Raw genomic sequence first — 24,305 nt, forward strand, 5'->3', positions numbered from 1 at the left:
CAGTCGTCTCTACTATCACCGCCCGTTCTGCCAGCGCTCAGCTACACAACCCCGAAGCGACGCTATCTCGTCCGGTCTCAACGATCCTGCATCCGTTCGAGGGTGTTGATGCATTCGAGGAGGGCGCGGCCGTTGTGATATGCGCCCTTGTACATCGCACCCTTTCGTCCGACCGGTTCGAGTTCGGTCGTGACGCCGGAATGCCACTCACCGACCGTCTCGTCGACGTGATGAGTCTCGATGAAGTCGTATATCTCCTCGAACACCTGCGCGTACGTCTCGTCGCCGGTAAGCTCGAACATACGGAGCGCACTCGTCATCGCTTCGGCCTGCACCCACCACGCTTTGATCCGGCTCGTAGCCGACTGGTCGAAGGGACCGTAGAAATAGAGGCCTCCGTCCGCCTCGTCGTATCCGTACTCAAGCGTGTAGTCCCAGAGCGTGTCGTACAGATCACGGTAGTAGGTCAACTGCCGGTCCAGGGCAGTGGCCGCCTCCATCGTGAGCCAGACGTTCTCGACGTCGTGTCCGTAGGAGACGATCCGATAGTCCTCCTGTTCGATCCGTGGTTGCCAGTCGGGAGTGTACTTGTCCGTGCAGGCACCGAGTCGCTTTCGAACGACCGTGTTCGTGTTGATCGTCAACAGTTCGTCCAGTCGCTTGCGCGCAGCCTCGTCTTCGGTCGCTCGATAGTACGTCGTGATCGCCTCCATCAAATGGAGATGCGTGTTCATCAACTTCGTCGACGGATCGAGTTCGGCGTCCACGTCCTCTTTCGGGGACCAATCCGGCTCGATGTTGTCGAGGTACGTACCGCCCGACGTGATCGGCGTCCAGTCTGGTTCGAAGTATTCGACGTATCCGCCGTTCTCCGTGTCGTAGGCTTGCCGTTCGAACACGTCGAACAGATCGCTCGCGTACCGGCGGGCCGTCTCTTCACCGGTCGCTCGGTAGTACTCCGACAGCGCGTACAGCACGAACGACTGGCCGTACATGTGTTTGTTCGGCTTCGTCACCGTTCCGTCCCGCTCGACTTCCCAGTAGTACCCACCGGACTCCTCGTCGCGCATCTCCTCAGTGAGGAAATCGAATCCCTGCTGGGCCGCTTCGCGATACTGATCGCCGTATCCTTCACGCGCCACTCTCGCGGAAAACCACACCATCCGGGCCTGAGTAACGATCATCTTCCGGTCGTTGCCGGCGAACTCCCCGTCGGCGTCGTAGCTCGTGAGGAAGCCACCGTGGGCATCGTCGACGGCACGCGGATACCAGAAATCGAGGACGGTTTCCTGCAGGTTCGTTTCTAATCGCGAGAGGTACGACTCGATAGACAGTGGGCTTTCACTTGGCATACAGGGAGTCGATTTGCTCGGCACTTAATTGTTCGTTCTCTTGCTGTGCTGTTCGGTCGAAGAGCAGGGTAATCCGTTCTCGACCTGATCGATGCTGGATCCGTCTGCTTCAGTGACGATGTCGACGAGGTCGACGGGGCATCCGTGGACTGAGTCGCGACACCACGCGATTGTTCACGGAGCTCGGTACTCATCGCGTCTGCTTTAGCTACCAACATCGAATACAGATTTGTTTTTTGATAGTTGGCTTCGATCGTGCTCGTTCAGCTTTTCACGACTTGATTCACGAAGGCGTTTGATGGGGAGAGTCTGGTCGATTTCCCCATCACGTCGTGGTCAACGGGACGGTAAATCGAACGGACGACGAGCGGGACCGGCTTGCCGCTGTATTAGATCTTGATCGGAGCGGATACACAGAGGTGGAGAGCCATTGAGGGCGGTATTTGAGACCATCGCTCGCACAGACGTTGTCGGACGACGCGAGGACCACGACATCGATACCGCTGTGATTCTTGTCGATAGTCCACTACAATCGGATGAAGTCAAGTCACGTCACGCACGGGGTTCCAGAGGTCTGTAGCATGAAAGTCGTCGTAACGGCAGACATATCGTGTTAATTGGAATAAGCTGTACCTCTTTGCTATCGAACTATTCGATCAACGTCGGTCCAGACACTCCTGATGACTCGCTCAGATCCGCTAGGTATCTCAAATAGAGAGTCTTAACCAACATTCGGGTTTCTACTCGCGTATTGTTGGTTAATTCTCCTTACGTGGATCTCCGGTCGGATACGTTGCGATGTCACGTATAGATCATGCGGGGCAGTATCACAACGACAGGTCAAAAAGAGCAGAACCGAGGACAAGAGAGGGTTTTTCTAATAGTATAGCTATACCATATAGCTATACCATATGGTCAGACCGTCTGACTGAGTTTTATAGTTGGATAGTGCGTGGCATAGAATATGCTGGCATACACGACGTATTCGGAAGCCGGAGGGGTCGGGAAATCGACGCTGGCGGCGAATCTCGCGGTCGCCGACGCGCGCGAAGGCCGTGACGTGCTGGTCATCGACCTCGATCCACAGGAGGCATCGCTGTCGTACCTGCTCGACGTCGACGACGACCGGGACGACAGTTCGGCAGATTCGCTGGTGCGACATCTCGTCGAGCGGCCACGCGGTGCATTCGACGACCTGATCAAGACCAGCGAAGGTGTCGACGTGATCCCGGCACACAACAGCCTCGAAATGCTGGCTAAACATCTCCAGCGGCGTGAAGAGGAAGCCAACGACTTCGGAGAGAACTGGAATCGGAACGTGCAGTTGCTGCGTGTGCTTCGAGACAACGACATCCACGAGCGCTACGACACGCTCATCGTCGATCCGCCAGCGACTGCCGACGTAAAGCTGTACAACGCGATCCACGCGACGCGGTCGATCGTCGTCCCGTTCGAGCCAAGCGGCAAGGGGTTCAAGAGCGTCGACGGACTCGAAGACCTCGTTCCGGGACTCGAAGCGAACCTGAATATCAACGTCGGCGTCCTCGCGATCGTCCCGAACAACTTCGCCGGGACGAACGACCAACAGGATATGCTCGACGAGATCAGCGCGAAGGGGTACGAGATCCCAGTCATCCTGAACCAGCGTGGGTCACTGTTCGAGGGATGTTGGCGACAGCAGTGTTCTGCGTTCACCTACGTGGAAGAACATCGAAGTCGAGAACGAGACTACGAGCGAGAGACACTCGAGAAGATCACACGACTTGCTGGCGAACTTCGGGCAACCGTGGAGGCACCAGCATGAAATCCGGCGCCGGTGACGATCCGTTCGCAGAGTCACCGAGTGAGACAGATGAAGCAGGCGGAACGGAGACCAAGACAGAGCCAGCGAACGAATCCGAGAGCCAGCACGTCGCCGGAGACGAGCAGGCCGACGATCAGTCAGTATCACAGCCAAATGGGCGAGCGCAAGGACAGTCCGGTCTATCGGAAAGCGAGACCATCGAATCTGCGTCGGCACTTCCATACAAGTATCGACGTGACAGCGTCAAGGACGACCGCTCACAGCAACCGATGTTTCTCCAGGACGGTACCGAGTCGCTAATCGAGGAGACCGTCAGCGCCATCGAAGCGAAGTTCGACGAGACCGTCTACAAGACAGATGTTGTCGAGGCGATGATCGTCGCGGGTGGCGAGAACGTGACACCGGAAGCGGTGCTACGACGGTGGGGCTACGGGATGAAGAATAGCTGACGACGATCGATCAGACACACGACTCTTTCACACACGCCTGTCTTTTTCACACATCCCTCGTTCTATAGATGAATGCTGCTCGTGCATCGATCAGGGTGCTAGGAGACACCGTCTGCGAAGTGAATTACTGTCAGCAAATTCATCTCTCACGAGGGGTGCGTGTGATCGAAGACTGTGAGACGAGGCATGAGAATGGCCAAAGATAGGTCAAAACGATCGACTTGACCGACGGAAGGAAAGAGAACCCCCTCCCCCCGTGTGCGAGATGAAATTGGAGAAAAGAGAGGGTGGGGGAACAGTGGTCAGGAAGTCAGAGTGGCTGGAAATCGCCGATTTAGGCTGTAGAAAGGTCTCTATCGAGGGATTTAGGGACAGTAGTTGAATGAGGGAAACCTTTATGTAGAATAGCTTCTAACCAAAACCGCACTAGAACAACATCTGATGAAGGATAGGCATGCTATCCTGAATCAAGATCTAGAGCATTCAACGACAGCCTGCTAACTGTCGTCGATTTCTATGGATCTTCATTGAGTAACTCTCCAATGAGCGACTGCTCTGACCCTCTCCCGTGGAAATTTCGTTCTCGCGAGTTTTGACTCCTCTTACCCTCTCCTCCACTTCTGTGGCTTCCTCTCGCTTTCTCTCATACCTTCTCTCTCATTTCATCTCGCACACGGGGGGTGGGGGGTCGAAGCGGGATCTGGCGGTAATGTGGCGCTGATCGTCCAGAGAACGTTTTCAGCGGTGTACTGTACTTCTGGGTGGCGTTCTCACCGTTCGCGTAGCACCCTCTCGGCTTGGCTCTATTCTCACCACTACTGCTGTTGACCGAATTCATCTCGCACACGGGGTGGGGGTCTCTTCTCACGCTATCGAGCAGCTCATCCGAATCAAGACGACCGGTCAGAAGTTCCTCATCCTCGTTGCAACGAGATCCGTGCAGTGGATATCATTTCGCACACGGGGTGTCTCACTCGACATTTGATTTCGCCCACGGTATCTTACCACTCCGCACGATCTGGACGTAGCAACGGTCTAATCCGATAGATTCTCCGTATTAGATATCGCACGCGGTACCCATCATTTATTTACGGATCGGACTACATGCCGATATCATGGCCGACGAGAACGATCAACAATCTCTCTCGCAGTCTATCAAAGGACGTCTGCAGGAAGGGGTTCAGAACTCGGTGTTCCGGGATAAAGGCTTGCTCGACCCCGATGCGGTCATCGACGAGGACCGGATCGTCGGTCGCGACGAGCAACTCGAGGATATCATCACGTATCTCCGGCCAGCGTTACAGGGCAATCGTCCCCCGAATATGCTTCTCTACGGACCGTCTGGAACTGGCAAGTCGCTAATCATCAACGCTGTCTGTCAGCAGGTCGTCGAACTCGCGAACTCCCAGGGGACGCGATTCGGTGTCGTCGAAATCAACTGTCAAACGCTCAAGTCCCACGACCGTGCGGTCTACCAGCTCGTGGAAAACGCAGCCGCTGAGGCTGGCGTCGAGGTCGGTGTTCCGCAGAGTGGTGTCTCGACCAACCAGAAGCTCAATCGATTTTACGACATCCTGAGCGAGAACTTCGATTCGGTCGTCATCATTCTCGACGAGGTCGATCTTCTGGTCGGACGTCAGCGGGACCCAAGTGATGAACCGGCGTACTCGAAGCTCCTGTATCAATTGTCTCGGGCATCGCAACTCGGCCGAATCGACCAGCACGTTTCCGTCGCTGCCCTGACGAACGATCCGCGATTCATGGAGGAACTCGACGGTCGCGCCGAGAGTTCGTTCAATCCCCAGGATGTCGTCTTTTCGGACTACGACGCCAATCAACTGCAGGCAATTCTCGAACGCCGGCGTGACGCCTTTCAGGACGGTGTCCTCGAAGATGGAATCATCCCTCTGAGTGCCGCGCTCGCTGCACAGGACCACGGGGACGCGCGCAAGGCGATCGATCTCTTTCGCAAGTCGGGCGAGATCGCGGACCGAAAGCGCGACGAGCACATTCGTGAAGAACACGTCCGCGATGCACAGAAAGAGGCCGAGCGCGATCGGACACTGACACAGATGCAAGGGCTGTCTTCACAGAAGAAACTCTCGTTGTTCGCGACGGCGATCGTGCCAGTCTACGCACACCGCAATCTGAATGCCGTCCCCAGTACGGTCGCGTATCGGGTGTATCAGTACCTGACTGACCTGCTCGACACCGAGGAGAAATCTCGGGACTCGTATCTTCGTTACATGAGTGAGGCAGAGACCTACAATTTCGTCACCTCAGAAAAGCGCGGTCGAGGCTACGGCAGCGGTGTCCACAAGGAGTACACGTTCGTCGACGACCCGGAGGTCGTCGCGGAGACGCTGCAAGCGGACATCCGACTCGAAGAAGTCGAGCAAGACGAGACACTGATCAAGTCCGTCGTCAGCGCACAGATCGAGGACTTCTTCGAAGGGAACTAATCGAGTGACTGGCGCTGTCGCGACGAACCATGCTCGGTCATTTCCCGACGAGAGGAGAGTCGTTTAGACACGCCGGCCTTTTCCAACTCAGTACTGGAAGACTCGCTCTCGTATTGTCGATCGTTCCTGCCGATTTCATCTTGCACACGGGGTGTGGGACGCATATCTCTCTACCACATTCGCGCTGAGGATCGTACCGTGGATTTCATTTCGCACACGGGGTTGCGAGTGACCACGACAGGAAAGATACACACTTGGACGGCTTTCATTTCGCACACGGGGTCTGTGTGATTACGGCTACGAGATTCGTCGCGTTTGCCCACGAGAGGTCTGTATTCAGCGAGAATTCATCTCGCACACGGAGGGTGCGGCGACACCTTCCGGTCTCGGTCAGTCTTCGAACGATGCGACGAGGCTCGACCGCGGGAATCCACTCTCTTGTCGGTCCTTCGAAACACAGTACTTTCATTTCGCACACGGGGGGTCAGGACGGACGGGCGTCTGGCGGCCCATCCCTGTGGACGCCCCTACTCTTCGGTGTCGGCCGGTCCCTTGTACTTCGATTTCACTTTCTCTCCGTCCCGCCATTGCCAGTAATAGTAGCGGTTGTCGTTGATCTCTTTGACCGTGGTCGTCGCTCTCGACGGGACGTCTTCAGGGACATCGTCGGACCGTTGTGGTGTCTCGTCGCGGGCGTCCTGCTCGTCACGGCGCTGTGCACGCTGACGGTGTGCAGCCAGTTCCTCCGCGTATCTGGCGACCTGACGAAGGAGGTCCGGCGAAAGGTCGTCGAGCGCGTCGACGGTGTCGCCGGGAACGTCTGTCGGTGGTGTCGGTGGTTCCTCGGACATCCGATCACACAGTTAACCAACACTGGCGCAACAGGCATAGCTTTGTTGGTTAAAGCAACTCCGTACTTCGTTGTCGCCAGCAACTCCGAACTCAGCCGCCGCCAGCACCTATCTCAGTCGCTCAGCGAACGACCGCCGCTTCGTTCGATTCGGCCAGTCGAGCGTGTTCGAGACGCGGAACTCGGGCTACTATGCTAAAGTTTAATATTTGAGGGCGGCTGTGTTGTTATATGAGCGTCGTCAGCGTCTCCATGCCGGAAGAACTGCTCGAACGAATCGACGAATTCGCGGACGATCACGGCTACACGGGGCGGAGTGAAGTGGTCCGTGAGGCCAGCCGAAATCTGCTGGGCGAATTCGAGGACAAGAAGCTTGAAGACCGCGATCTGATGGGTGTCGTCACTGTGGTCTTCGACTACGAAACGACGAGCGTCGAGGAGAAAATGATGCACCTTCGACACGAACACGAAGGGATCGTCGCGTCGAACTTTCACAGTCACGTCGGCGGCCATCACTGCATGGAACTGTTCGTTCTGGAGGGGTCACTCGAAGAGATTTCGACGTTCGTCGGAAAGATCCGCGCAACGAAAGACACGCTCACCATCGACTACTCTGTGCTCCCGGTGGACGACTTTGGACCGCTCGCCGACATGAGCTGATCGACGCCGCGAGTGCGGTTGATTCGACGAACGAGATCGATACGAGTGTATCGTGAGCTAGATCTTCGGACGGAGACGGCTCGGGAAGACGGCGCTCGTCAAGCGAATCTAATTCGGTGACCGACCCGATTCTGGCTATAGATCGCCTTTCTGTACCCAATCGTGGATTGCTTTCCGACTGCGTTGGGCACCCAGATCTTCGAGTAAATCGGCAGTATTCGACAACGACAGCCTTGCACGTACGATTGAATATCCCGCGTCATCGCTGGCTCGGGTGTCCGCTCGCGCCCCACAAAATCCAAATCGATCCAGTCTCTAACTTCAATGAGGCGGGTGATTTCTGCCATAGACCAGCAAGAAATTCTCCCGCCTCACTTTTTACGCTTAATTAAACACGATCAGAAAAGGCGGCCGAAAATACGTATATGTGGTTACTCGATGTCGACGCCCCAGGCGTCGTGATCGCTCGTTACATCGGTCGGCTCCTCACCAGCGTAGCCGTCGAAATCGGCGAACGTACCCGTCTGCTGTTGGATGACTTGAGCTCGGATACTCCCGTCATCTTCGATATGCCAGCGGAGCTGATCACCATCGTCGATATCGAGTTCACGCCGAATCCGAGCGGGAATGTTTGCCTGGTTTCCAGATACCTTGCTTTCGGCGTCGATCCTGTCGCTGCTCATATCTCCCGGTATGTGACCGACCGTGAAAAACTTAGTGTGGCGGCACACTACCTGATGCTACAAGATAAGTCTCTCAGGAGAGGACGGACTCTATTCCTTGGTTGCCTACCGTTCGCACTACCTGGTCGTGCTGCTCGGCGACGCGCTCGGCATCCTCAAGGATCGTCGTTAGTTTCGACAGAGATCAGATCGCGCCTCCGTCCTCGGCGAGCGCAGAATAACGTAACCAACAAAATGGCTGTAATCCGGCCATCTGTTGGTTAAGGTGATGGCGTCCATACCATCCAGAGGCAACGACATCGGCGACCGACAGTGTAGATATAGTCTCTTCACCATCGCAGGTGTGACCAAATTCCCCTCTACTTATCGACCGCCAGCAACTCGTCGCGGCGAGCCCGAAGCGTCACGATCGATACGTCTGCCACGTCCGCTAGATCAGCCTGTGTGATCGACAACTCGTGGTCCTGTGTAGCGAGATACAGGGTTGCTGCTGCGAGGCCTGCAGGATTGCGACCGTTGTCCAGTCCTTCATCGCTTGCTCGCTCAGCGAGCGTCCGTGCCTGTCGACGAACTGCCTGTGAAAGATCGAATTCGTCAGCGAATTTCGGAAGGAGATCTTGTGGTGACTGGATCGCTGTTTCGAGTCCGAGTTCGACGTTGAGGATCGAGTAGGCGTTCGTCAGCGCCTGCTCAGTGCATCGTGCAACGTCGGCGATCTTGTGTGTGGAATACGGAAGCGATCGGCAGCGACAGACTGCATAGACACTGCCTGCCGCAAATCCTTCGAGTGATCGTCCCCGGAAGAGGTCACGATCCTGGGCCTGCCTGAAGATCGAACAGGCGAACTCGGTCGTCTCGCGCGTGAGTTCCAGCGCTGAGACGAGACGGGCAATCTCAGTGCAGCCAAAGGCGAGGTTTCGCTCTGCTTTCGACTGGAAACGTGCTCGGTTGTGTTCGCGACGGAGTCGACTGAGTTGTCGGCGCTTCTTTTCTGGGAGGACGTTGTGTTTCCCATCTCGCCACCGACCGATCTGACTGGAGAGACCGCGGTCGTGTCGTGCGTTTGTGAGTGGCGCACCCGTCCGTTCTCGATTGAGTCCATCCTCGAAGGTCCGTGGTTCGAAGTCGTGGGCGATGCCGTAGCCGTCGATGACGAGCCCACACGCTCGACAGGTGCGTTCACCTCCGTCTATTTCGATCTCGCCATCGCATTCGGGGCAAGTCCCGCTGCATTGTTTCGAAGTATCTTCATCAAAGCTACGCTCGTATGGAGTTGTGGTCATAATCGAACTCAGGGCATCTGTTGTGACACCCCGCACCCCTCTGGGGGTGATAAAAACAGGCGGCAGCGGTGGCTGTGTGGACGGGATAGACAAGATGTTCTCGCAACCAGCAATCCGAGCAGGAGACGATGTTGAGAGTCATTTGAACGTCTGTCTGCCAGCTCGATAGCACTCCCAGCAGGGAAACTCATCGGGAAGATCATCGCAATCACAGTCCTCGGGATCGTCTTCTGTATCCTCCTGCTCGATGCTCACCTCGTCAAGAGAAGGTGTATCGCTCCCGCTCTCGCGAGTCCTCAAGCCCCCGTCGGCGACTAGTTTCGTTTCGTTGGCGAAGTCGATGATTGGCCGGCGCATTGCCACAGCAACACGGTGCTTACAGGCATTCTCGTAGTGTTCATCTGCGGGGCAGGTACACGACACTGGAAGCCCATCGTCGATCACCACGAGATACTCGTGATCCTCTGGGTCAGCGTGGCTCTCGTTTCGAACGAGGACGTTCGTCTCGAAGAGTTCGAACGTCAGGGCTTCATACTGGGCGCGCTTGATGATTCGATTCGGTACGTCGAGTTGATCGAGTGGGTGATCAGTCATAGCGAAGTGCGAGGGGAGTGCCCCCGCACCCCTCAGGGGGCGATAAAACGCGTCGCGTCTCTGGAGGACTCACTGGAGACAAAGAGCGCGAAAACAGTTGTTGACGGGTGCTTCGAAGCCGCTTCAACGAATTGATTTCACACGTCGTCCGGACGCGGGGCGTTCTCGTATTTGACCATTTTCTCGGGCTTGTCGGAGATCGTCTCGTAGATCTGTTGGAGCGTCTCTTCGGCAGCGAGCAGATTATGCTCCTCAAGGAATTCCCGCCCCCCATCCGTGAGGCCATAGAACTTCCATGGATAGCCCTGCCGGCGCTGGTCGTCGTCCAGTGCGACTTCTTTGACGATACCGGCGTCGATAAGCTTCTGGATGTGCTTGTAGACGGTGGCGTCACTCACGCTGGGGTTGAGCTCCACAAGTTCGTACATCGAAGGCAACTGCTCGGGGTGCTGGAGGATGTTGTTGATAAGTGCGAAGCGCGTCTGTTGAGTGACGAAATGGACGAGATCGCGGGTTTCTCTACTCTCAGTGGTTCCCAGATCGGTGCTCATACGTCACAGTTACCGCTCTGGCGACAAGTAGTTTACTCTTGAGTAAATTACTCAGAGACGAATTAGTCAGTAGTTGAGTGGGTAAATCACTTCAGAACGTATATGGCACGACCGGGAGAGAGGCGATGTATGTCTGACGAGGAGACGCCGGTCCCCGAAGATGTCCTCACCAGTGCCAAAGACACAACTGGACGAAGAAGAGATCTCACTGGCGGACAACGAAGAGATTCTCCACGCATTGAGTGAGTTGACGCCGGTCTACGAGAATGATCGGTCGTATTTCGTACTGGGGAACTACGACCGAGATCCAATCCGACGATTAAACCTCGTCGTGGATCGTCTCAACCGACGCACTGACGCGTACGCCTTCCGGATGGTCGACATCAAAGGTGAGTGGGACAACAGCATCCAGAAATTCTGCCTGATCGCTGATATCGTAACGTTCCTTGTGGGTGTCGCTGAGAAGGATCCGAGCGACTTCCTCGTTGAGCAAGGACTGCTCGTCGGGACGACTGAATACTTCTCAAAGAGCCACGTGCTCAAGCGGGAGTACGAAAACGAGGATCATTCGTTCGGCTGGATGCAGGACGGTGTCTTCGATTTGTTCGACCGGAACCGTTCTGTTCGAGTTCTGCTCGAACGTGAGCAGGCAGGGAATCCGGTGCAGTCTGTGGTAACGGGTAGGCTGGGACATCGTGGAGCGAGGCAACGTCGAAAGGTGTGAGACTGCGGTGTGACTCGTCTCCGAATTTCATTAGATAGAGGGTGTCATAGAAGAGTTCTCACACCGTGATCACGGTACTTCCCGGATTATCTCCGCGTTCGAAGTTCGTGATTGCGACGACGAGACGCGACACAGCGCAAGGAAGACCTGCGCTCGTGCGTGGACGCGGTCTCGGGCGTGCGTTCGCCCGAGGCCGCAGTCCTTCACTGATTCGTTGGTTCGTTCAACTCCTGTACGGCGATTATATGTCTCGTCCCGCGTCGATTGCTTCAGCTGAACGTCTTCGCTGTGTTCCTCAATACGGTCTTCGACCCTGTACTCGATGTCGAGAGGTTCGTCGGTGTTTCGCGCGTTGTACGGAGCGACTGGCACGACCCCTGCGGCCAGCAAGTGGTCGTGCCAGTCGAGCGTATCGTAGGCGCTGTCACCGACCATCTATATCGGCTGATCGACGGCGAGCGCGTCACGGGTGACGCGCATCGCCGTCTCCTCTGGCGCTTGCTTACTCTCTGTGAACTCTGCTGCAATTGGGATCTTTGATCCGGTCGAGACGATCGTGCAGCCGTATCCGTGGTAGTACTCTTCAGCGGTTAGATCGTAGCACTTTGAGGCGTCTTGGTCGGCGGCCATCGCTCTCACGTCGGTTGAATCGATGCAGTAGGTCACGTCGAGCAGGCCGCCCACCGCGGCCTGCTCGACGAGTCGGTCGAAGACATCGTCAACAACGTGTTCGAGGTCGGTGAGAAACCGATCGACCGCGTCTTTCGACGGCGGTCGATCGAAGCCACAGCTCAGCCAAACAACGGTGTTCCGTAGTTCTCGTGCAACGGGACGGATACCGTAGATATCGTGGTAGTAGCAATGGAGGAGGCCACGCATCATCTCTGGTGACTCATGCTCTCGTGTTCGCCCCGTCTCCGCCGGGGCGAACACGTTGAACCCTCCAAGAAACTCGAAAGAGAGATGCTCAAACAACGCTAACGTTTCGGCCTCCGCGACATTGAAGAACGTCTCTACCGAAGGATCATCTTGCAGGGTCGCTGAACTCATTCCACCTCAGCGTTCACCCTGCTCTTTGGTGTGGTAATCGTTCTATGACACCCTCTAACGGTATACCCTTCATATGTATCCACATCTGGAAAGTCGACCTTGGCATGAGTATCGTCGGGTAAACAGGCGTCCACGTCACTCCAGAACCCGAAAATCCCTACCGTAGCTACTGAATTTTCCGAGAGATTTATCTGTATTAAAGTTCGACGAGGATAGTTCAAAAGGATTATCTGGACGTGATCCTCTATTTATAAATGACCCTACGAACTATGCCGACCAGAAGAAAAATATTAAAGCTTTTTCCGGGAGTTTTAACATTAATCCCTGGGTGCACCTCGACTATTGATTATTCTGTCAGAATGGCTCAAGTTGACGTGCTAAACTGGACAGATAGTGAGAAAAAAGTAGAGTTAGTGGTGGAAGTGGGTAATAAATCTGTATTCTCTCAATCAAAAAAGATTGCCCCTAAAGATTCGGAGCAGTCCTCAGTATGGCGAGTGAATTCTGATGAATTATCTGAAAAAAGAGATTATAGCTTCAAATTAATCACAGGTGACAAGACTATTGAGACAAGCGGTGATGAATTGATCTCCTCTTTTGAAGATACTAATTGTAGAACGGTACATCTGACATTTCAACTCCGCCCAGATGGGAGTGTCGGGGTTTTTCCAGATCTCAGTTGCGATGACAGCACTCAGACATCTTGAGAGCTGTCTTTGCAATCTGTCTCGGAATCGAATTGGAAGTATTCGTTGGATGTAGGTATGGGGGGAATTGCTTCAGTCCAAATATATCTCCTCAGCCAATTTCGAAGAGACTCATCATCCGAGACATCTACTACTGCATTGGCAAACCCATCAAACGATGATAAGTCATAGTCCGATCCCGCTAAAACATCAATTAATGAACTAGGCGAAGCCGATTGGATATTTGCATCAAGTGCTGCAAGAACATGACCTCCCTTATTGTAGTCTGCTTTTGAAGATCTGTTTCGTCTTTGAGCTGCGAGAATAGCATCTTGATTTTGATTTGCCTCCACAGCATTAATAAACTCTCTAAAGTTTCCCATCCCATAATTATAAGACAATAGTATTCCATAATATTGGGCTGATGATTCTTGTAGCCAATACATCGCCTTGTTGTCAAACTTGCCGAACAGTGTATGACAATACTCGTGCGTGACAATGTTCTGGAGTTGTGTTAATTCTATACTTGAGCTTGCAACTAAAAGGTCCTGACCCACTGCTAACCCTCCGTCATATTCTGGATTAACTGATTGAGGGATTATGAATAGACAGACTTGACTTGTTTCAAATCGTGACTTGAGGTATTCTGCACCATATGTGAGCACAGTCAATATTTTATTCGAATCAATAGTAGAGTCATTTGATGCAGGAACAATTACAGAGTATTTAGTACTGTTCTTATTCTGGTGATAACTATTATACGGTCCTATATATGCAAACGATGTTCCAAAGAAACCAGAGCCTTTTGTATTGTATCTTTTGTTAACAGCAATTCGGTTTTGTTCTGATGCGTTCCAATTAAGTCGAGTTTCAGGGAGGGGTGCAAGAGCGGAGTCTTCAGAGAGAAATGTGGGCAATGGACTGTTAGAAAGCAGCCCAGAGAAATCCATTTTGAGAGTAATGCTTGGCTCTATTTCACTGTCCCATATAAACGATTTATCCTCAATGAATCCTCCTTCTACATTCTCTATTGACGCATATGACTCACTTAGTGATTTAAAATTCACAGAAAAATCAGTGATAGTGTCAGGTATGGTATAATCTATATTATATTCAAATTGGCTCTGACCATAATTGAAATCTGCCATTTGTGACTCATATATGGTATATATCTCTGATGACTGTTGTAGATTGGTGGTCTTGGTAGATGTATGGTTGTTGGTGTGTTGTGAGAAGGATAAATTCTGATAGTCTGTACATCCACAAACACTTATTAATGAACAAGAAATTGCTTGTTTGAGATAATCTCTCCGATCTGGCATTAAAGTATCATTCTGGTATTGTTTTTATAAACTTTACCATATAGTAGAAGTTATAATTTCACATAATATAATTATTTTTTAATTAAAACTATAAATATAAATATTTAAAATTATAGATAGATGCGTATGTGCGTGTGGTGGTGTAGGGCTTATTAATCGTCGCTTAGTTCGGATGGTATCCCTTGATGGATAACTCCATGGTCGTCGCTCACGACACCATTTGCGTTCTCAGCAATTTTCCTGCCATATATTGTTGCTGGGAGCTTAGTTGCAATGAAAGAAGGTGTTTCTCCGTTAATCTCTCGGTTCCAGTCAGGATTATTTACATTATCAGTTCGTTTAATTCCAAGAGCTGCCCGCTCATTTCGAGTCATTTCGCGAGGATTAGTTGATGAAATTACTGTTGCCGCTTCACGTCCCTGTTTAGTAGATCCACTAAATGGGTTTGCATTATCTGTTGGCAGTTCGGATGGAGGACCGTTCGACCTTGGCTCAGTTTGTTCATCGGACACTGAACTATTCTGGCTGGTACATGTCCAATCTCCAGTACATTGGTTCTTGTATGTCTCCTTATCTACGTAGTTTGTCTCACCTTTCCAGAATGAGATTTGGAACATGACATTAGTAGTCCAATTTGAATCCCCACGACCGCCTCGGCCGTGGACGATTAGGTCATCGTCTGATTTTGACTCGGTTCCGGATTCGTATAGAGCTCGTTGGTAGTGAGCAATATCTGACCAATCGGAATCAAAGTATCCAACGGTATTGAGAAATTCAAATCCTTGGTCGTTTTTAATCGAGCTAAATCCATCCTTTGGTTGGAGTTCTTCTGCAAAATCATCTACAGCGAGAGCAAAGGCTGCTGGAGCGCTAAGAGAGCCAACGGCCACATCGAAAGTCAGTTCAACCCAATCTGGAAGATCGTTATCCTGTCCGTCTGGATAGATTCCCTGTCTGGTACCATTTGTGTCTGGATCAACATTTCCATCGTCATTGTAATCCTGTGGGTAAAATTCATAATAATTCCCCACCATGTCTTTGATTTCTGATCCAGAATCCCACTGTGAACAGGCGACTGTTCCCAAGGCGATATCATGCATCCATCCTCGGCTATCGAAGTATCCAGATCCATACCATGAGAGGGTGGACGATTGATATGCTGATTGGTCTTTCAACATCGACTGCTGCATTGGTTGAGTCCAATGTTTCTTTGGATCGTTATCTGCAGCTTCAACAGGGCTCACAATGTCTCCAAGGCCGACAACGGAAGTAGCGCCCAACCCAGAGATTGTCTTTAATGCATTTCTTCTGCTTATCGAGAACTTGCCTTTATTCGACATCGGCACTAACTCCATCAAATATCCAGCTTAAATATTCTTCTGAATTTGGATTACTCTATTATATATTTTCGATACAAATTTAGATTTGCATTTATGTGCCTTGTTGAATCCACAGATGGCGTTGGGATCACTCTGCTCTGTTGAACCCACAGAAGGCGTCGGGATTGATTCACTCTGTCGTCGGTTCAGGAGCGCTGTCGAGAGAATTCTGAGATGGAATCTCGGCAGAGAAGGAACGGATCGAGATCACTGGGTAGATCGATCCAATTTCTCGACGACGAAACGCAAGAAAATCACACCTTCAGAGATCGTGATCCCCGTGCTGTCATCGGATTCAACAGAGCAGTTCGACCAGAAAGGACGACTCTATTTCTGGCAGACAGAGTATGATCTCGTTGATGTGGCTGAAGATCTCCCATAACAGTGGTTAGCAGAATCGCACCAGTGCCGTTGTTCTACCGACGCCACGTCCGTGGGACGTATCCCTGCTCCTCGACGAGATCGGCATAGTCACGAAGGATCGCGATGAGCGCAAGCTCGGGAACGTCATTTTCAGCGGTCGCGACGAGGAATGCTTGGAGTTGCTGTTCGGCGTCGACGAGTTCTGCAAGTTCGTTCTCGGACATAGTTGAGAGGGCAATGAATGCGCCCTCGCCCGTCGGGGCGCAATACAACTACGGCTGTGCTGGCCGGGTGACGTGCAGTTCTTGCTCACGAGTCCAGGTTCTGAGCTTCTGGATCATGTATCTCGTCGCGCTCTCTTGGTCGAAGACACCGCGATCAAGCATATCGCCAGTCAGGTCTTTCAGGGCCTTACACCGACCGCGCATGACGCCGTCTCCAACGGGGACGCCCTCGTACCACCGAACGGTATAGTACGCGCCGTTGCCGATCGTCGGTGCCGCTTCGATGGTTTCTGAATCCTGCGTGAGCCCAAGCCAGCACGTTCGATATGGTGTAATCTCGAAGGTCTCCGAGACGATGTAGAACGCTTCGTGATGGAGGTAATCGAGCGTTGTGAAGGCAATGTCGTCGAGCGTGATCGCGACCTCTAGTGGGTCGAGATCGACGGGGCAATCGTTCGTCGGTGGTGAGCGAGGAGTGGTGTCACGAGGAGTGTCGAGAAGTTCTTCGAAGTATGTCTGAATTTCCCTCGAAGGAGTATGTCCGCCGAACGGCGTCACCTTCGACAGTTTGTCTGTGAGTCTGAGGTTCATACCGCCCCAGTGAGAGTAGTGGCAGTTGTACAGTCCATCCGGTCGTTCGTAGGCAACGAGTGCTCGATGTCCCATAGTTGATCTGCGGGATTCCCCCGCACCCTTCTGGGGGTGATAAAATGCGGTGTCGTTGGCGTGCTTCACGGGGCTACCATCTGATTCATATCATCACTACCCAAGGGGTTCCGATAGGAGCAGTTGCCTGCCTTGCTGGACAGTAGAATCAAGTGTTCTGCCTTGGTATCTCGCGCAAGAGACTACTGATGGAAATCTCAGACCAACTTCGATGTGTATTCTCTGCCGATGTCGAACAGCAAGACGACTCATATTTGATCGAAGTCCCAGAACAAGAAATTCGACTTGGCGATCTTCAGCAGGGCGAAGCGTATCGTGTCGCTGTCTTGCCTTGCCCATCCAATGAGGAAGCCAACGATACCGACGCTGATACTGATACAAAAGCTGAACCAGAACGTGAACGTGGCCGCTCAAAGCCACCGGTCGAAGAGGGCGAAGAGCGGACTGTCGAGATCGAGGATCTCGGCGAACAGGGTGATGGTATCACCCGGGTTGAGCGTGGTTTCGTCCTCATCGTTCCCGAGACCGAACTGGGCGAGCGCGTCGTCGTCGAGATTGCAGATGTGCGAGAGAACGTCGCCTTTGCCGAGGTTGTCGAGCGTGTGAGTTACTACGAGTGACACCCCTCTTTCGTATAGATTTGCAGGGAGACACCACTGCCCGCTCAGTCAATCCTTTGTAGTGATAATGTGGACTGTCATTCCTCGTTTGTCTCGTCGCCGGGAGCACGCGTTGAAACGTCGACGAAGTAGTCATCGAGGATATCCCGGCCGAGGAGGACGGGATAGTTCATGTGATCGCGATCGATCACGTCCGCGGTGACCTCATGCCAGCGATCGCCAACGCGGATGTCGAGGGTGACGAGGGGGCGCGAACTGCTCGACTTTGAGGAGCCCGAGCGGACGCTCGTCGTGCCTTCGAGCGGGCCGGCGCCGACCTCGGCGGCGAGTGAGAGGTCGACGGTAGTGCGTTTGGCGCCCGTGTCGGACTTAGCGATTGCAGTGGCGATGCCACCCCCAGCGGCGACGTCTACGCTCTCGGTGTAGCCAACGGTGAGGAAGTCCTCCTCGGAGTCACGCGAGGACGCACACGTCGGCCACTCGTCGGCGAGTCGAGTCTCGTGGGCGGCGAATCCTGCCTCGTCGACCGTCCCGCCAGCACGCTCGATTGCGAGGCGCGCGATGTAGGGTGCGGGGCTTGCACCCGTTGCCTCGAAGAGCCCCTTAAACCCCGCTGTGGCGTTCACTTCGAGGACGTACGGGTCGCGCTCCATTCCGATGACGTCGACGCCCGCGACGTCGAGGTCAAGCTCGTCGACGGCGCGCACTGCGGTCTCGCGAACGCTGTCGTCGAGGTCGTCGGTGACGTCCTCGACCGCCCCGCCGACCGCAACGTTCGTCCGCCAATCATCGTCGGGAGCATGTCGACGCATCGCGCCAACGATCTCTCCCCCGACAACGTAGACACGGACGTCGGAGGCGTGATCTCCCGTGTCGACGAATGCCTGGATGAGTGTCCGGCGTGACGCTGGCGGGCGGTCGTCGGCTTCCTCAGCGATCGAAACACCAGCGGCATTCGTACCGAGTACGGGCTTGCGAACGTAGCGTCGGTCATCGGCACCAGATCCGTCGCTACGGCCGTCGAAGTCTTGATAGGTGTCTGGAACCGGCACGTCCGCATCAGCGAGGATGCGCAACGCCGCGGGCTCGTACGTCGTCCGGAGGACGGCCGCACTCGGATTCAATACGGGGATTTCACGGTCCTCGAAGAGTTCGACCACACCGAGGTCCGCAAGCCCCGTACTACTCTTCGTCAGCAACAGCCGGTTCACGACCGCGTCGACATCCGGGTCGACGCGACCGCGGCCACCCTCGACCGCAAGCGAGAGCGTCTCTTCGCGGATCCACACAGGCTCGTGACCAAGCGCCTCGATCGCGTTCAGGATCGCTTTCGTTTCCTTGCTATTGTGCAGGCTCAACACCCCGATCCGTTTCGTTGCTGCAGTCTCAGTCATCTTATTCACATCCAGTCGTCCGTGGTTGTGATGTGTCTCACCACTGCTTATGTATAGCTCTGTTCGAACTCGGTCTGAGAGGTCCTCTCTCTGTCAAGTCAGATGCCCGTTCTCCTTCCTCGATGCCTGCATTGTCGCATATATGCAAACCGAGGGACTCGGCTATCTGTCTGCGTTCGACGGTGACTTCGATGCAGCCGAGGATGTTTATCGACTCGATACAGCGACGAATCCCTCACCACGCAAGAATCTTGTAACCGTGTAATAAATCCAGAAAGAGATGCATCCAGAGCGCCTCAGAAGTATCGTCCCGATGTTTGGTGGGGCAACGAGCTACGTCGAGACGCTCGATTGGATTCTCGAATTCGTCTCCGAACACCAGCCCACAGAAGATGAACTGATCGGCTGGCATCGTGGGACGTTCGATCGTGTGTCCAGTCGAGACTCGATCACGCGCCGGATCGACTATCTGGAGAACGTCGGCTTTCTCGAACTGCGCGATGGGCAGTGGGCACTCGGTCCAGAAGGTCGGACGTATTTTGAAGAACGGTCGATCGAGACACTACTGGAGATTATGTGCCGTCGAAACGTCGGGCTCCGGAGTCTCTTGTATACGCTCTCTCCAGGCCCGATGACGATCGATGAAATCAATCGCCAGCAACTCCAGACCCATCCCGAACTCGGCTGGGACCCCGCGAATACCGATATGGCGAAACAACGAGCGAACTGGCTCCGGAGCCTTGGACTCGTCGAGAAAGAGGGTCAAACGTACGCGCTCACTGACGACGGCCACGAGTTCACCGAATCGGCTGTCGAGCAGTGGGCTGAATCGTCGACGCCGAGTGTGGCTGACGAGACAGGGACGATGACGGCCGGGACCTACGAGACGACCGTGACGGCTCGCTCGGTGGATCCAGAGTTTCGGGCGACGGTACTGCATCGATACGAATCGACGTGTCCAGTCTCAGGTGTGGACCACAGCGGCCTGCTCGACGTTGCCCACATCCTCCCGTGGAGCGAGTATCCAGACCATCGCGCTGATCTCTCGAACGTGGTGCCGTTGAGCAAGCTCCACCACGCCGCCTTCGATCGTAAACTGTTCACGATCGACGACGAGTACCGACTTCAGGTGTCGCCGTCGTTTGAGACAGAAAGTACAGTGTTACAGGAGACGATTGTCGATCGAGCTGGTGATCGATTCCCAGATCTTGCTGAGAGTGTTGATTCGGGATATCTTAGTACGTACAATGAAGGGCTTGGATGGGTTGCGGATTGAAGACGGGATATAGTACAGTGTCTTCCCGTAGAACGGAGTGAGGGGTCATCAGTTTGCTGTCCGCTCTGAAGATCTGCCAAGACAGTTAGCAGAAAGATCACTGAAATATGATTCACCAGCACATAAGTACAGCAGTACATTAATTACAGTAGCACGCGAATTTCGGTATATGCCCCTCAGCATCGACGACTTCGAATCAGGAGAGCTGCCCTCGGGACCGAGCGTCCCCGAACAGGTGATCAGATACCTGCTTTCCAACAGTGACCAGGCGTTCACCCGTGCTGAGATAGCGAGTGCAATAGAGGAAGCGCCGAATACCGTCGGCACTGCGCTCTCACGGCTCAAGGATCGAGAGCTCGTCCGGCACAAGGGCGAATACTGGGCCATCACAGACGACAGAGAGCGCGTCACCGCCGCCTACGATCTCCACACTGCGAGCGAACAGTTAGATGAGGAAGATGGAGGTATCGACGCCGAAGCGTGGGACAGTAGCGCTCCTGAAACGGCCCATCCCAGCGAACGCGATGGAGACGAGTGAGGGTTCGAAATGATGGACGAACTCATTAGCGAAAGTGAACTCACCGAACACGACGTGCAGGAGATTGCCGAGAAAATCAACGAGAGCGGCCGAAAGCGCGTCGAAGAAGAGCTGAAGTGAACCGGCGTGGCGTCAGGTTTTGAGTGGCTCGAATCGAGTCTGTCCACAAGTCCCAACACCAGTATTCCGGCATTTGATCGGGATCTGTACTCACTCGGCCGACTGCCAGCAGATCATCCGGTTCAACGGGCAAGTGGACCGGCGAACGATGTCTCGGGCGAACGCTTTTGCGACAGCAGATGGTAGTAACGAGCATGGCTGAGCGGGAAACCCGTCGTGTCGCCCACGACCTCTTGGACGAACCTCATATCGCCGGACATCGCATTAGCGTCCGCCAAGTATATGCGCTGGTCGAGGAGCACGGCGTCGATCCCGAAACAGTCGCCGATCGCTACGACCTAGACGTAGCAGACGTCTATCACGCACTCGCGTACTATCATGACCATCCGCGCGAAATGAGTGATGTCGAAGCTGAACGCGACGAAGCGATGGCGAACTTCCGTGAATCGATCGAACGTCCAGACGGCGTTGAACCGGATACGGCCTGAGATGTCTGCCTGGCGGTTTCTCCTCGACGAGAATATTGACCCGAAAGTCGCCACGTATCTCGACAAAGAAGATCTATTTGCCGTCCACGTTCGGGACACAGTCGGTCAGGGGGCCGACGACGAAGAGGATGTCCTCCCCTATGCTCGGGAACAGGATCTCATTATCGTGACGAGCGACGTGAAGGACTTCGGGGCACTCCCGAGTGAGCTCCATGCCGGAATTATTCTCCTTTACGACGACACGATGCCTGCCTATCGTGTCGCGTCTGCCCTCATTACGATGGTCGACACCTACTCGAATCGGGAGGAGTTCGCAGGCCGAGAAGAACTTGATGCATGGGTCTGAGAGATCTTCGGACGATGCGCCGATCAGTGATTGATTAGCTTATGGCTTGGAAGCTAGGTGGTTCTACCCGACTACAACCGAGTAGAGGGATCGTATTCAGCTCCTTACCGAACGTCATCGACGACATCACGGAGATCATCTTGGCTAGACCAGGCAAAGCATCGGTCGTGGAGTTCGAAGAGGCGGAACTCGTTGAGGTGAACCCAGCTGTATGAGACGGGTGCAGGTTCGCTGTCTTCTCGCTCCTCTAATCTGTCTATGACATCTGGTGTTGTGAGGCTGATGTCGTTCTTCGTGGCCGCTGTGATGAGCGAGGTGAGTTCTGCTTCAGTGGTAGCGTCGTCGAGGTCGTCGTTGAAGTAGATCGTCGCAGCAGCCGCGAGAACGTCTGCTTCCGTATCGAGATTCTGGTCGGTCATCCATGCGTAGTCTCGTGGGAGTACGTATGATTTGTCGAAATACGGTGTCGTACTGATCTTTCCGAGTTCGGTGACTTCGCCGCCAGCGTCCTGTTCGTACACGGCAACGATACTATCGGCGTGTGCGGCGAGGAGAGTAAATCGGATGCGAAAGACAGGGAGGCGATCGAGATCCAATTCCGGAAGATCGGCCATCAAGAACGGGTATGTGGCGAGGCGCTTGTCCAGTTCGTTCTGGACGATGCGGAGCCGTCGAAGGTACGGATCACGGTAGCTGCCGAGGATAAAATAGGAGTCTTCGGGCGTGTGCAAATGTGGGAGTTCCCGGTTGGCGAATCCCAGTATCTCTGAGGTCTCGTGTGGTTCTAGTTCGAGCCCCTGGAGCGCGTCGTTCACGCTCTCCTTGATCGCTGCCGCATTCGGAGGTGGGCCGGGGTCAGTCATACTGTGTGGTCCTTGGCGCGTGAGCAAATAGGTTGCCAATTGGTTTGGCTAACACTCGATTAGACCACATCAGTTGAACCGAAGTATTATTCACGTTGCCGAAGTAATCTCAGAGTGAGACCATGAGTGATGCGCCTGCCGCGAATGGTGACGGCCCGTTCGAAGAACAGCGGCAGATCTACGATCTCCTCTCTCAGGAGACGCGCCACTTGATCCTGCAGTTCATCCTTGGCCACCCGGATCATCTTCCCTCGCTAGATGAGCTGGCGTATATGATGCCGAAGAACAAGGCAGCAATCCGGGATCAGCTTGCGGTTCTCAGTGACCACAATATCATCGAGTGCTATCGGTATCCACCGAATGAGGACGCGCGTGATCTCCCATCGCAGTTCTACGGCCTGACCGAACGCGGTGTGGAGACTCTCTCCGAGTACAACTATCTTCGTGGCCTTCCTGTCGCACGCGCACTGTACGATAACACGCGCTTGTCGGAGAAGGCCCAGCGCCACCGTGATGCGCCGCGTCCCGAACTCCCACAGAGAGTCAGCGACGCTCTCACGATTGAGGAGGACAACGACACTGATTTCGACCGCGTAGAGCGGTTTCTCCGGGAGCGAAAGGGAGACACACACAGCATCGACGACCAGGTAACCGTCGCGAAGGCGTTCTACAATGCGGGAGTCGGTCCAGACGAAGCGGGTCTCAAGCGAACCGAGCTGCTTGACTCACTTGGTGTCGATATCGAGTACCAACCACGGACGGTACTGAATCACCTCGTCGATGTTGGCATCCTTGCCCAGACAGCCCCACCCGGACCAGATGTCTTCGCGATTAGCGAGCGACTCGACGATATCGTAAATGGGCAGGTGACTGCGGAAGCACAAGCGAATCTGGATGCCTTGATTGCACACATCGACGATGAACTGCAGGTTACAGCGCTTTCCGAAGACGCTGCAGAGCGGGACAGTCCGCGGTTCCAAGCCTCGGCCCCGTCTATTGCTGTCGCTGACGGTGCTGGGCGGAGTGTTCGTAGCATCGTGGCTACTGAGTTTGGGATCGAGCCAGAGCAGGTGACGGATTACCTTCGCTCCGGTGACCCAGTCGATCGACTCAATACGGCTGTCGAAGCGATCGAGTCGTCTGAAGAAGTCACGAAATCGAAAGACTACGGGCAGATCGTGTTTGTCCGACCGGCATATCGCTACCGGCTGACCGAGCAGGCGATGGAGCTCGTTTGAGCGACACGCGGCTAACTCGGAACGAGCTGTGTGTCCCATGCTTTGTCGAGAACAGTCAGAGCCACTCCTGGATTGGTCTGAACAGAATCAGTATCCTGGAGAAGAGTGCCAACAGACACCCATTTGTCAACGACCAAGGACGAGGACAACACCGAAACGAAAACCAAGCTGACGGCCCTCTCTTTGGTATGGACTGCTCTGTTGAATCCGGAGACAGCGAGGGGATAGCGTCGCTCTGAAGGTGGAAGCGAAGCGGAAAGAGTGAATGTGACTAGAGTACTCTTCCGCTTCGTTAAACAAGCCGCATCGCTGGCTCAAAA

23 protein-coding genes and 3 pseudogenes are annotated in these 24,305 nt (G+C 54.2%); 12 read left to right on the plus strand and 14 right to left on the minus strand.

All coding sequences use genetic code 11. The annotated features are described in order from the left end of the window. Nucleotides 1-77: 77 nt before the first annotated feature. Nucleotides 78-1,352: an AGE family epimerase/isomerase gene (locus AC5FRW_RS13530; protein WP_493568986.1), complete on the minus strand. Its 1,275-nt coding sequence runs from the start codon at nt 1,350-1,352 to the stop codon at nt 78-80. 964 nt (nt 1,353-2,316) lie between these two features. Here AC5FRW_RS13530 and AC5FRW_RS13535 point away from each other — a divergent pair. From AC5FRW_RS13535 to AC5FRW_RS13545, 3 genes are all read left to right on the plus strand, one after another. Then, nucleotides 2,317-3,156: a ParA family protein gene (locus AC5FRW_RS13535; RefSeq protein ID WP_493568987.1), complete on the plus strand. Its 840-nt coding sequence runs from the start codon at nt 2,317-2,319 to the stop codon at nt 3,154-3,156. Then, nucleotides 3,153-3,605, plus strand: coding sequence for a DUF7970 domain-containing protein (locus AC5FRW_RS13540; protein WP_493568988.1), 453 nt, complete (start codon nt 3,153-3,155; stop codon nt 3,603-3,605). Before AC5FRW_RS13535 ends, AC5FRW_RS13540 begins: the two co-directional genes overlap by 4 nt. Before the next feature lie 1,115 nt (nt 3,606-4,720). Further along, complete coding sequence (locus AC5FRW_RS13545; protein WP_493568989.1) at nt 4,721-6,067, plus strand: orc1/cdc6 family replication initiation protein; 1,347 nt, start codon at nt 4,721-4,723, stop codon at nt 6,065-6,067. 527 nt (nt 6,068-6,594) lie between these two features. Here the strand turns inward: AC5FRW_RS13545 and AC5FRW_RS13550 are convergent. Continuing rightward, nucleotides 6,595-6,918 carry a DUF6788 family protein gene (locus AC5FRW_RS13550; protein WP_493568990.1) on the minus strand — a complete coding sequence of 108 codons (324 nt, stop codon included), beginning with the start codon at nt 6,916-6,918 and terminating at the stop codon, nt 6,595-6,597. A gap of 230 nt (nt 6,919-7,148) precedes the next feature. Between AC5FRW_RS13550 and AC5FRW_RS13555 the strand changes: the two genes are divergently transcribed. Continuing rightward, nucleotides 7,149-7,577, plus strand: a complete 429-nt coding sequence (locus AC5FRW_RS13555; RefSeq protein ID WP_493568991.1) for a CopG family ribbon-helix-helix protein — start codon at nt 7,149-7,151, stop codon at nt 7,575-7,577. 138 nt (nt 7,578-7,715) lie between these two features. Here the strand turns inward: AC5FRW_RS13555 and AC5FRW_RS13560 are convergent. From AC5FRW_RS13560 to AC5FRW_RS13580, 5 genes and pseudogenes are all read right to left on the minus strand, one after another. After that, nucleotides 7,716-7,924: pseudogene (locus AC5FRW_RS13560) on the minus strand (IS6 family transposase); the annotation flags it as partial. Nucleotides 7,925-8,008: 84 nt separating this feature from the next. Continuing rightward, nucleotides 8,009-8,260 carry an AbrB/MazE/SpoVT family DNA-binding domain-containing protein gene (locus AC5FRW_RS13565; RefSeq protein ID WP_493568992.1) on the minus strand — a complete coding sequence of 84 codons (252 nt, stop codon included), beginning with the start codon at nt 8,258-8,260 and terminating at the stop codon, nt 8,009-8,011. A gap of 359 nt (nt 8,261-8,619) precedes the next feature. Further along, the gene (locus AC5FRW_RS13570) at nt 8,620-9,543 is read right to left on the minus strand and encodes a transcription initiation factor IIB (protein WP_493568993.1); all 924 of its coding nucleotides are present in this window, start codon (nt 9,541-9,543) and stop codon (nt 8,620-8,622) included. A gap of 138 nt (nt 9,544-9,681) precedes the next feature. Next, nucleotides 9,682-10,137: an SWIM zinc finger family protein gene (locus AC5FRW_RS13575; protein WP_493568994.1), complete on the minus strand. Its 456-nt coding sequence runs from the start codon at nt 10,135-10,137 to the stop codon at nt 9,682-9,684. Between the two features lie 137 nt (nt 10,138-10,274). Continuing rightward, the gene (locus AC5FRW_RS13580) at nt 10,275-10,688 is read right to left on the minus strand and encodes a PadR family transcriptional regulator (RefSeq protein ID WP_493568995.1); all 414 of its coding nucleotides are present in this window, start codon (nt 10,686-10,688) and stop codon (nt 10,275-10,277) included. 129 nt (nt 10,689-10,817) lie between these two features. On the opposite strand from AC5FRW_RS13580, the pseudogene AC5FRW_RS13585 reads away from it, so the two are divergent. Continuing rightward, nucleotides 10,818-11,412, plus strand: a pseudogene (locus AC5FRW_RS13585) (DUF8170 family protein). A gap of 58 nt (nt 11,413-11,470) precedes the next feature. Here the strand turns inward: AC5FRW_RS13585 and AC5FRW_RS13590 are convergent. Beyond that, nucleotides 11,471-12,462, minus strand: a pseudogene (locus AC5FRW_RS13590) (transposase). Between the two features lie 254 nt (nt 12,463-12,716). On the opposite strand from AC5FRW_RS13590, the gene AC5FRW_RS13595 reads away from it, so the two are divergent. Next, nucleotides 12,717-13,169 carry a hypothetical protein gene (locus AC5FRW_RS13595; RefSeq protein ID WP_493568996.1) on the plus strand — a complete coding sequence of 151 codons (453 nt, stop codon included), beginning with the start codon at nt 12,717-12,719 and terminating at the stop codon, nt 13,167-13,169. On the opposite strand, the gene AC5FRW_RS13600 is transcribed toward AC5FRW_RS13595, so the two are convergent. From AC5FRW_RS13600 to AC5FRW_RS13615, 4 genes are all read right to left on the minus strand, one after another. Next, entirely contained in the window at nt 13,157-14,296 is a 1,140-nt protein-coding gene (locus AC5FRW_RS13600) for a hypothetical protein (RefSeq protein WP_493568997.1), read from the minus strand. The two genes, AC5FRW_RS13595 and AC5FRW_RS13600, sit on opposite strands and share 13 nt — an antisense overlap. A gap of 326 nt (nt 14,297-14,622) precedes the next feature. Continuing rightward, the gene (locus AC5FRW_RS13605; protein ID WP_493568998.1) at nt 14,623-15,810 is read right to left on the minus strand and encodes a hypothetical protein; all 1,188 of its coding nucleotides are present in this window, start codon (nt 15,808-15,810) and stop codon (nt 14,623-14,625) included. 455 nt (nt 15,811-16,265) lie between these two features. Then, nucleotides 16,266-16,436 (minus strand): hypothetical protein, encoded by a 171-nt coding sequence (locus AC5FRW_RS13610; protein ID WP_493568999.1) that lies wholly within the window; start codon nt 16,434-16,436, stop codon nt 16,266-16,268. A 48-nt stretch (nt 16,437-16,484) separates the two neighbouring features. Then, nucleotides 16,485-17,171 (minus strand): DUF6735 family protein, encoded by a 687-nt coding sequence (locus AC5FRW_RS13615; protein ID WP_493569000.1) that lies wholly within the window; start codon nt 17,169-17,171, stop codon nt 16,485-16,487. 119 nt (nt 17,172-17,290) lie between these two features. On the opposite strand from AC5FRW_RS13615, the gene AC5FRW_RS13620 reads away from it, so the two are divergent. Then, the gene (locus tag AC5FRW_RS13620) at nt 17,291-17,722 is read left to right on the plus strand and encodes a TRAM domain-containing protein (RefSeq protein WP_493569001.1); all 432 of its coding nucleotides are present in this window, start codon (nt 17,291-17,293) and stop codon (nt 17,720-17,722) included. Nucleotides 17,723-17,799: 77 nt separating this feature from the next. Here the strand turns inward: AC5FRW_RS13620 and AC5FRW_RS13625 are convergent, their stop codons facing one another. Next, the gene (locus tag AC5FRW_RS13625) at nt 17,800-19,116 is read right to left on the minus strand and encodes an ATP-grasp domain-containing protein (RefSeq protein WP_493569002.1); all 1,317 of its coding nucleotides are present in this window, start codon (nt 19,114-19,116) and stop codon (nt 17,800-17,802) included. 280 nt (nt 19,117-19,396) lie between these two features. Here AC5FRW_RS13625 and AC5FRW_RS13630 point away from each other — a divergent pair, with 280 nt between their 5' ends. The 4 genes from AC5FRW_RS13630 to AC5FRW_RS13645 all read left to right on the plus strand — a co-directional run bounded on the left by AC5FRW_RS13630 (nt 19,397) and on the right by AC5FRW_RS13645 (nt 21,884). Next, nucleotides 19,397-20,392, plus strand: a complete 996-nt coding sequence (locus AC5FRW_RS13630) for an HNH endonuclease (protein WP_493569003.1) — start codon at nt 19,397-19,399, stop codon at nt 20,390-20,392. A 169-nt stretch (nt 20,393-20,561) separates the two neighbouring features. Further along, the gene (locus tag AC5FRW_RS13635) at nt 20,562-20,930 is read left to right on the plus strand and encodes a hypothetical protein (protein WP_493569004.1); all 369 of its coding nucleotides are present in this window, start codon (nt 20,562-20,564) and stop codon (nt 20,928-20,930) included. A 314-nt stretch (nt 20,931-21,244) separates the two neighbouring features. Then, nucleotides 21,245-21,538, plus strand: coding sequence for a DUF433 domain-containing protein (locus tag AC5FRW_RS13640; protein WP_493569005.1), 294 nt, complete (start codon nt 21,245-21,247; stop codon nt 21,536-21,538). A gap of 1 nt (nt 21,539) precedes the next feature. Then, nucleotides 21,540-21,884 carry a DUF5615 family PIN-like protein gene (locus tag AC5FRW_RS13645; protein ID WP_493569006.1) on the plus strand — a complete coding sequence of 115 codons (345 nt, stop codon included), beginning with the start codon at nt 21,540-21,542 and terminating at the stop codon, nt 21,882-21,884. A 104-nt stretch (nt 21,885-21,988) separates the two neighbouring features. Here the strand turns inward: AC5FRW_RS13645 and AC5FRW_RS13650 are convergent, their stop codons facing one another. Next, complete coding sequence (locus tag AC5FRW_RS13650; RefSeq protein WP_493569007.1) at nt 21,989-22,747, minus strand: DUF8170 family protein; 759 nt, start codon at nt 22,745-22,747, stop codon at nt 21,989-21,991. Nucleotides 22,748-22,869: 122 nt separating this feature from the next. Here AC5FRW_RS13650 and AC5FRW_RS13655 point away from each other — a divergent pair, with 122 nt between their 5' ends. Continuing rightward, on the plus strand, nt 22,870-23,985 hold the full coding sequence (locus AC5FRW_RS13655; RefSeq protein ID WP_493569008.1) for a hypothetical protein: 1,116 nt from the start codon (nt 22,870-22,872) through the stop codon (nt 23,983-23,985). Nucleotides 23,986-24,305: the final 320 nt, after the last annotated feature.

It is taken from the genome of Halomicrobium sp. HArcht3-1, from assembly GCF_058933345.1.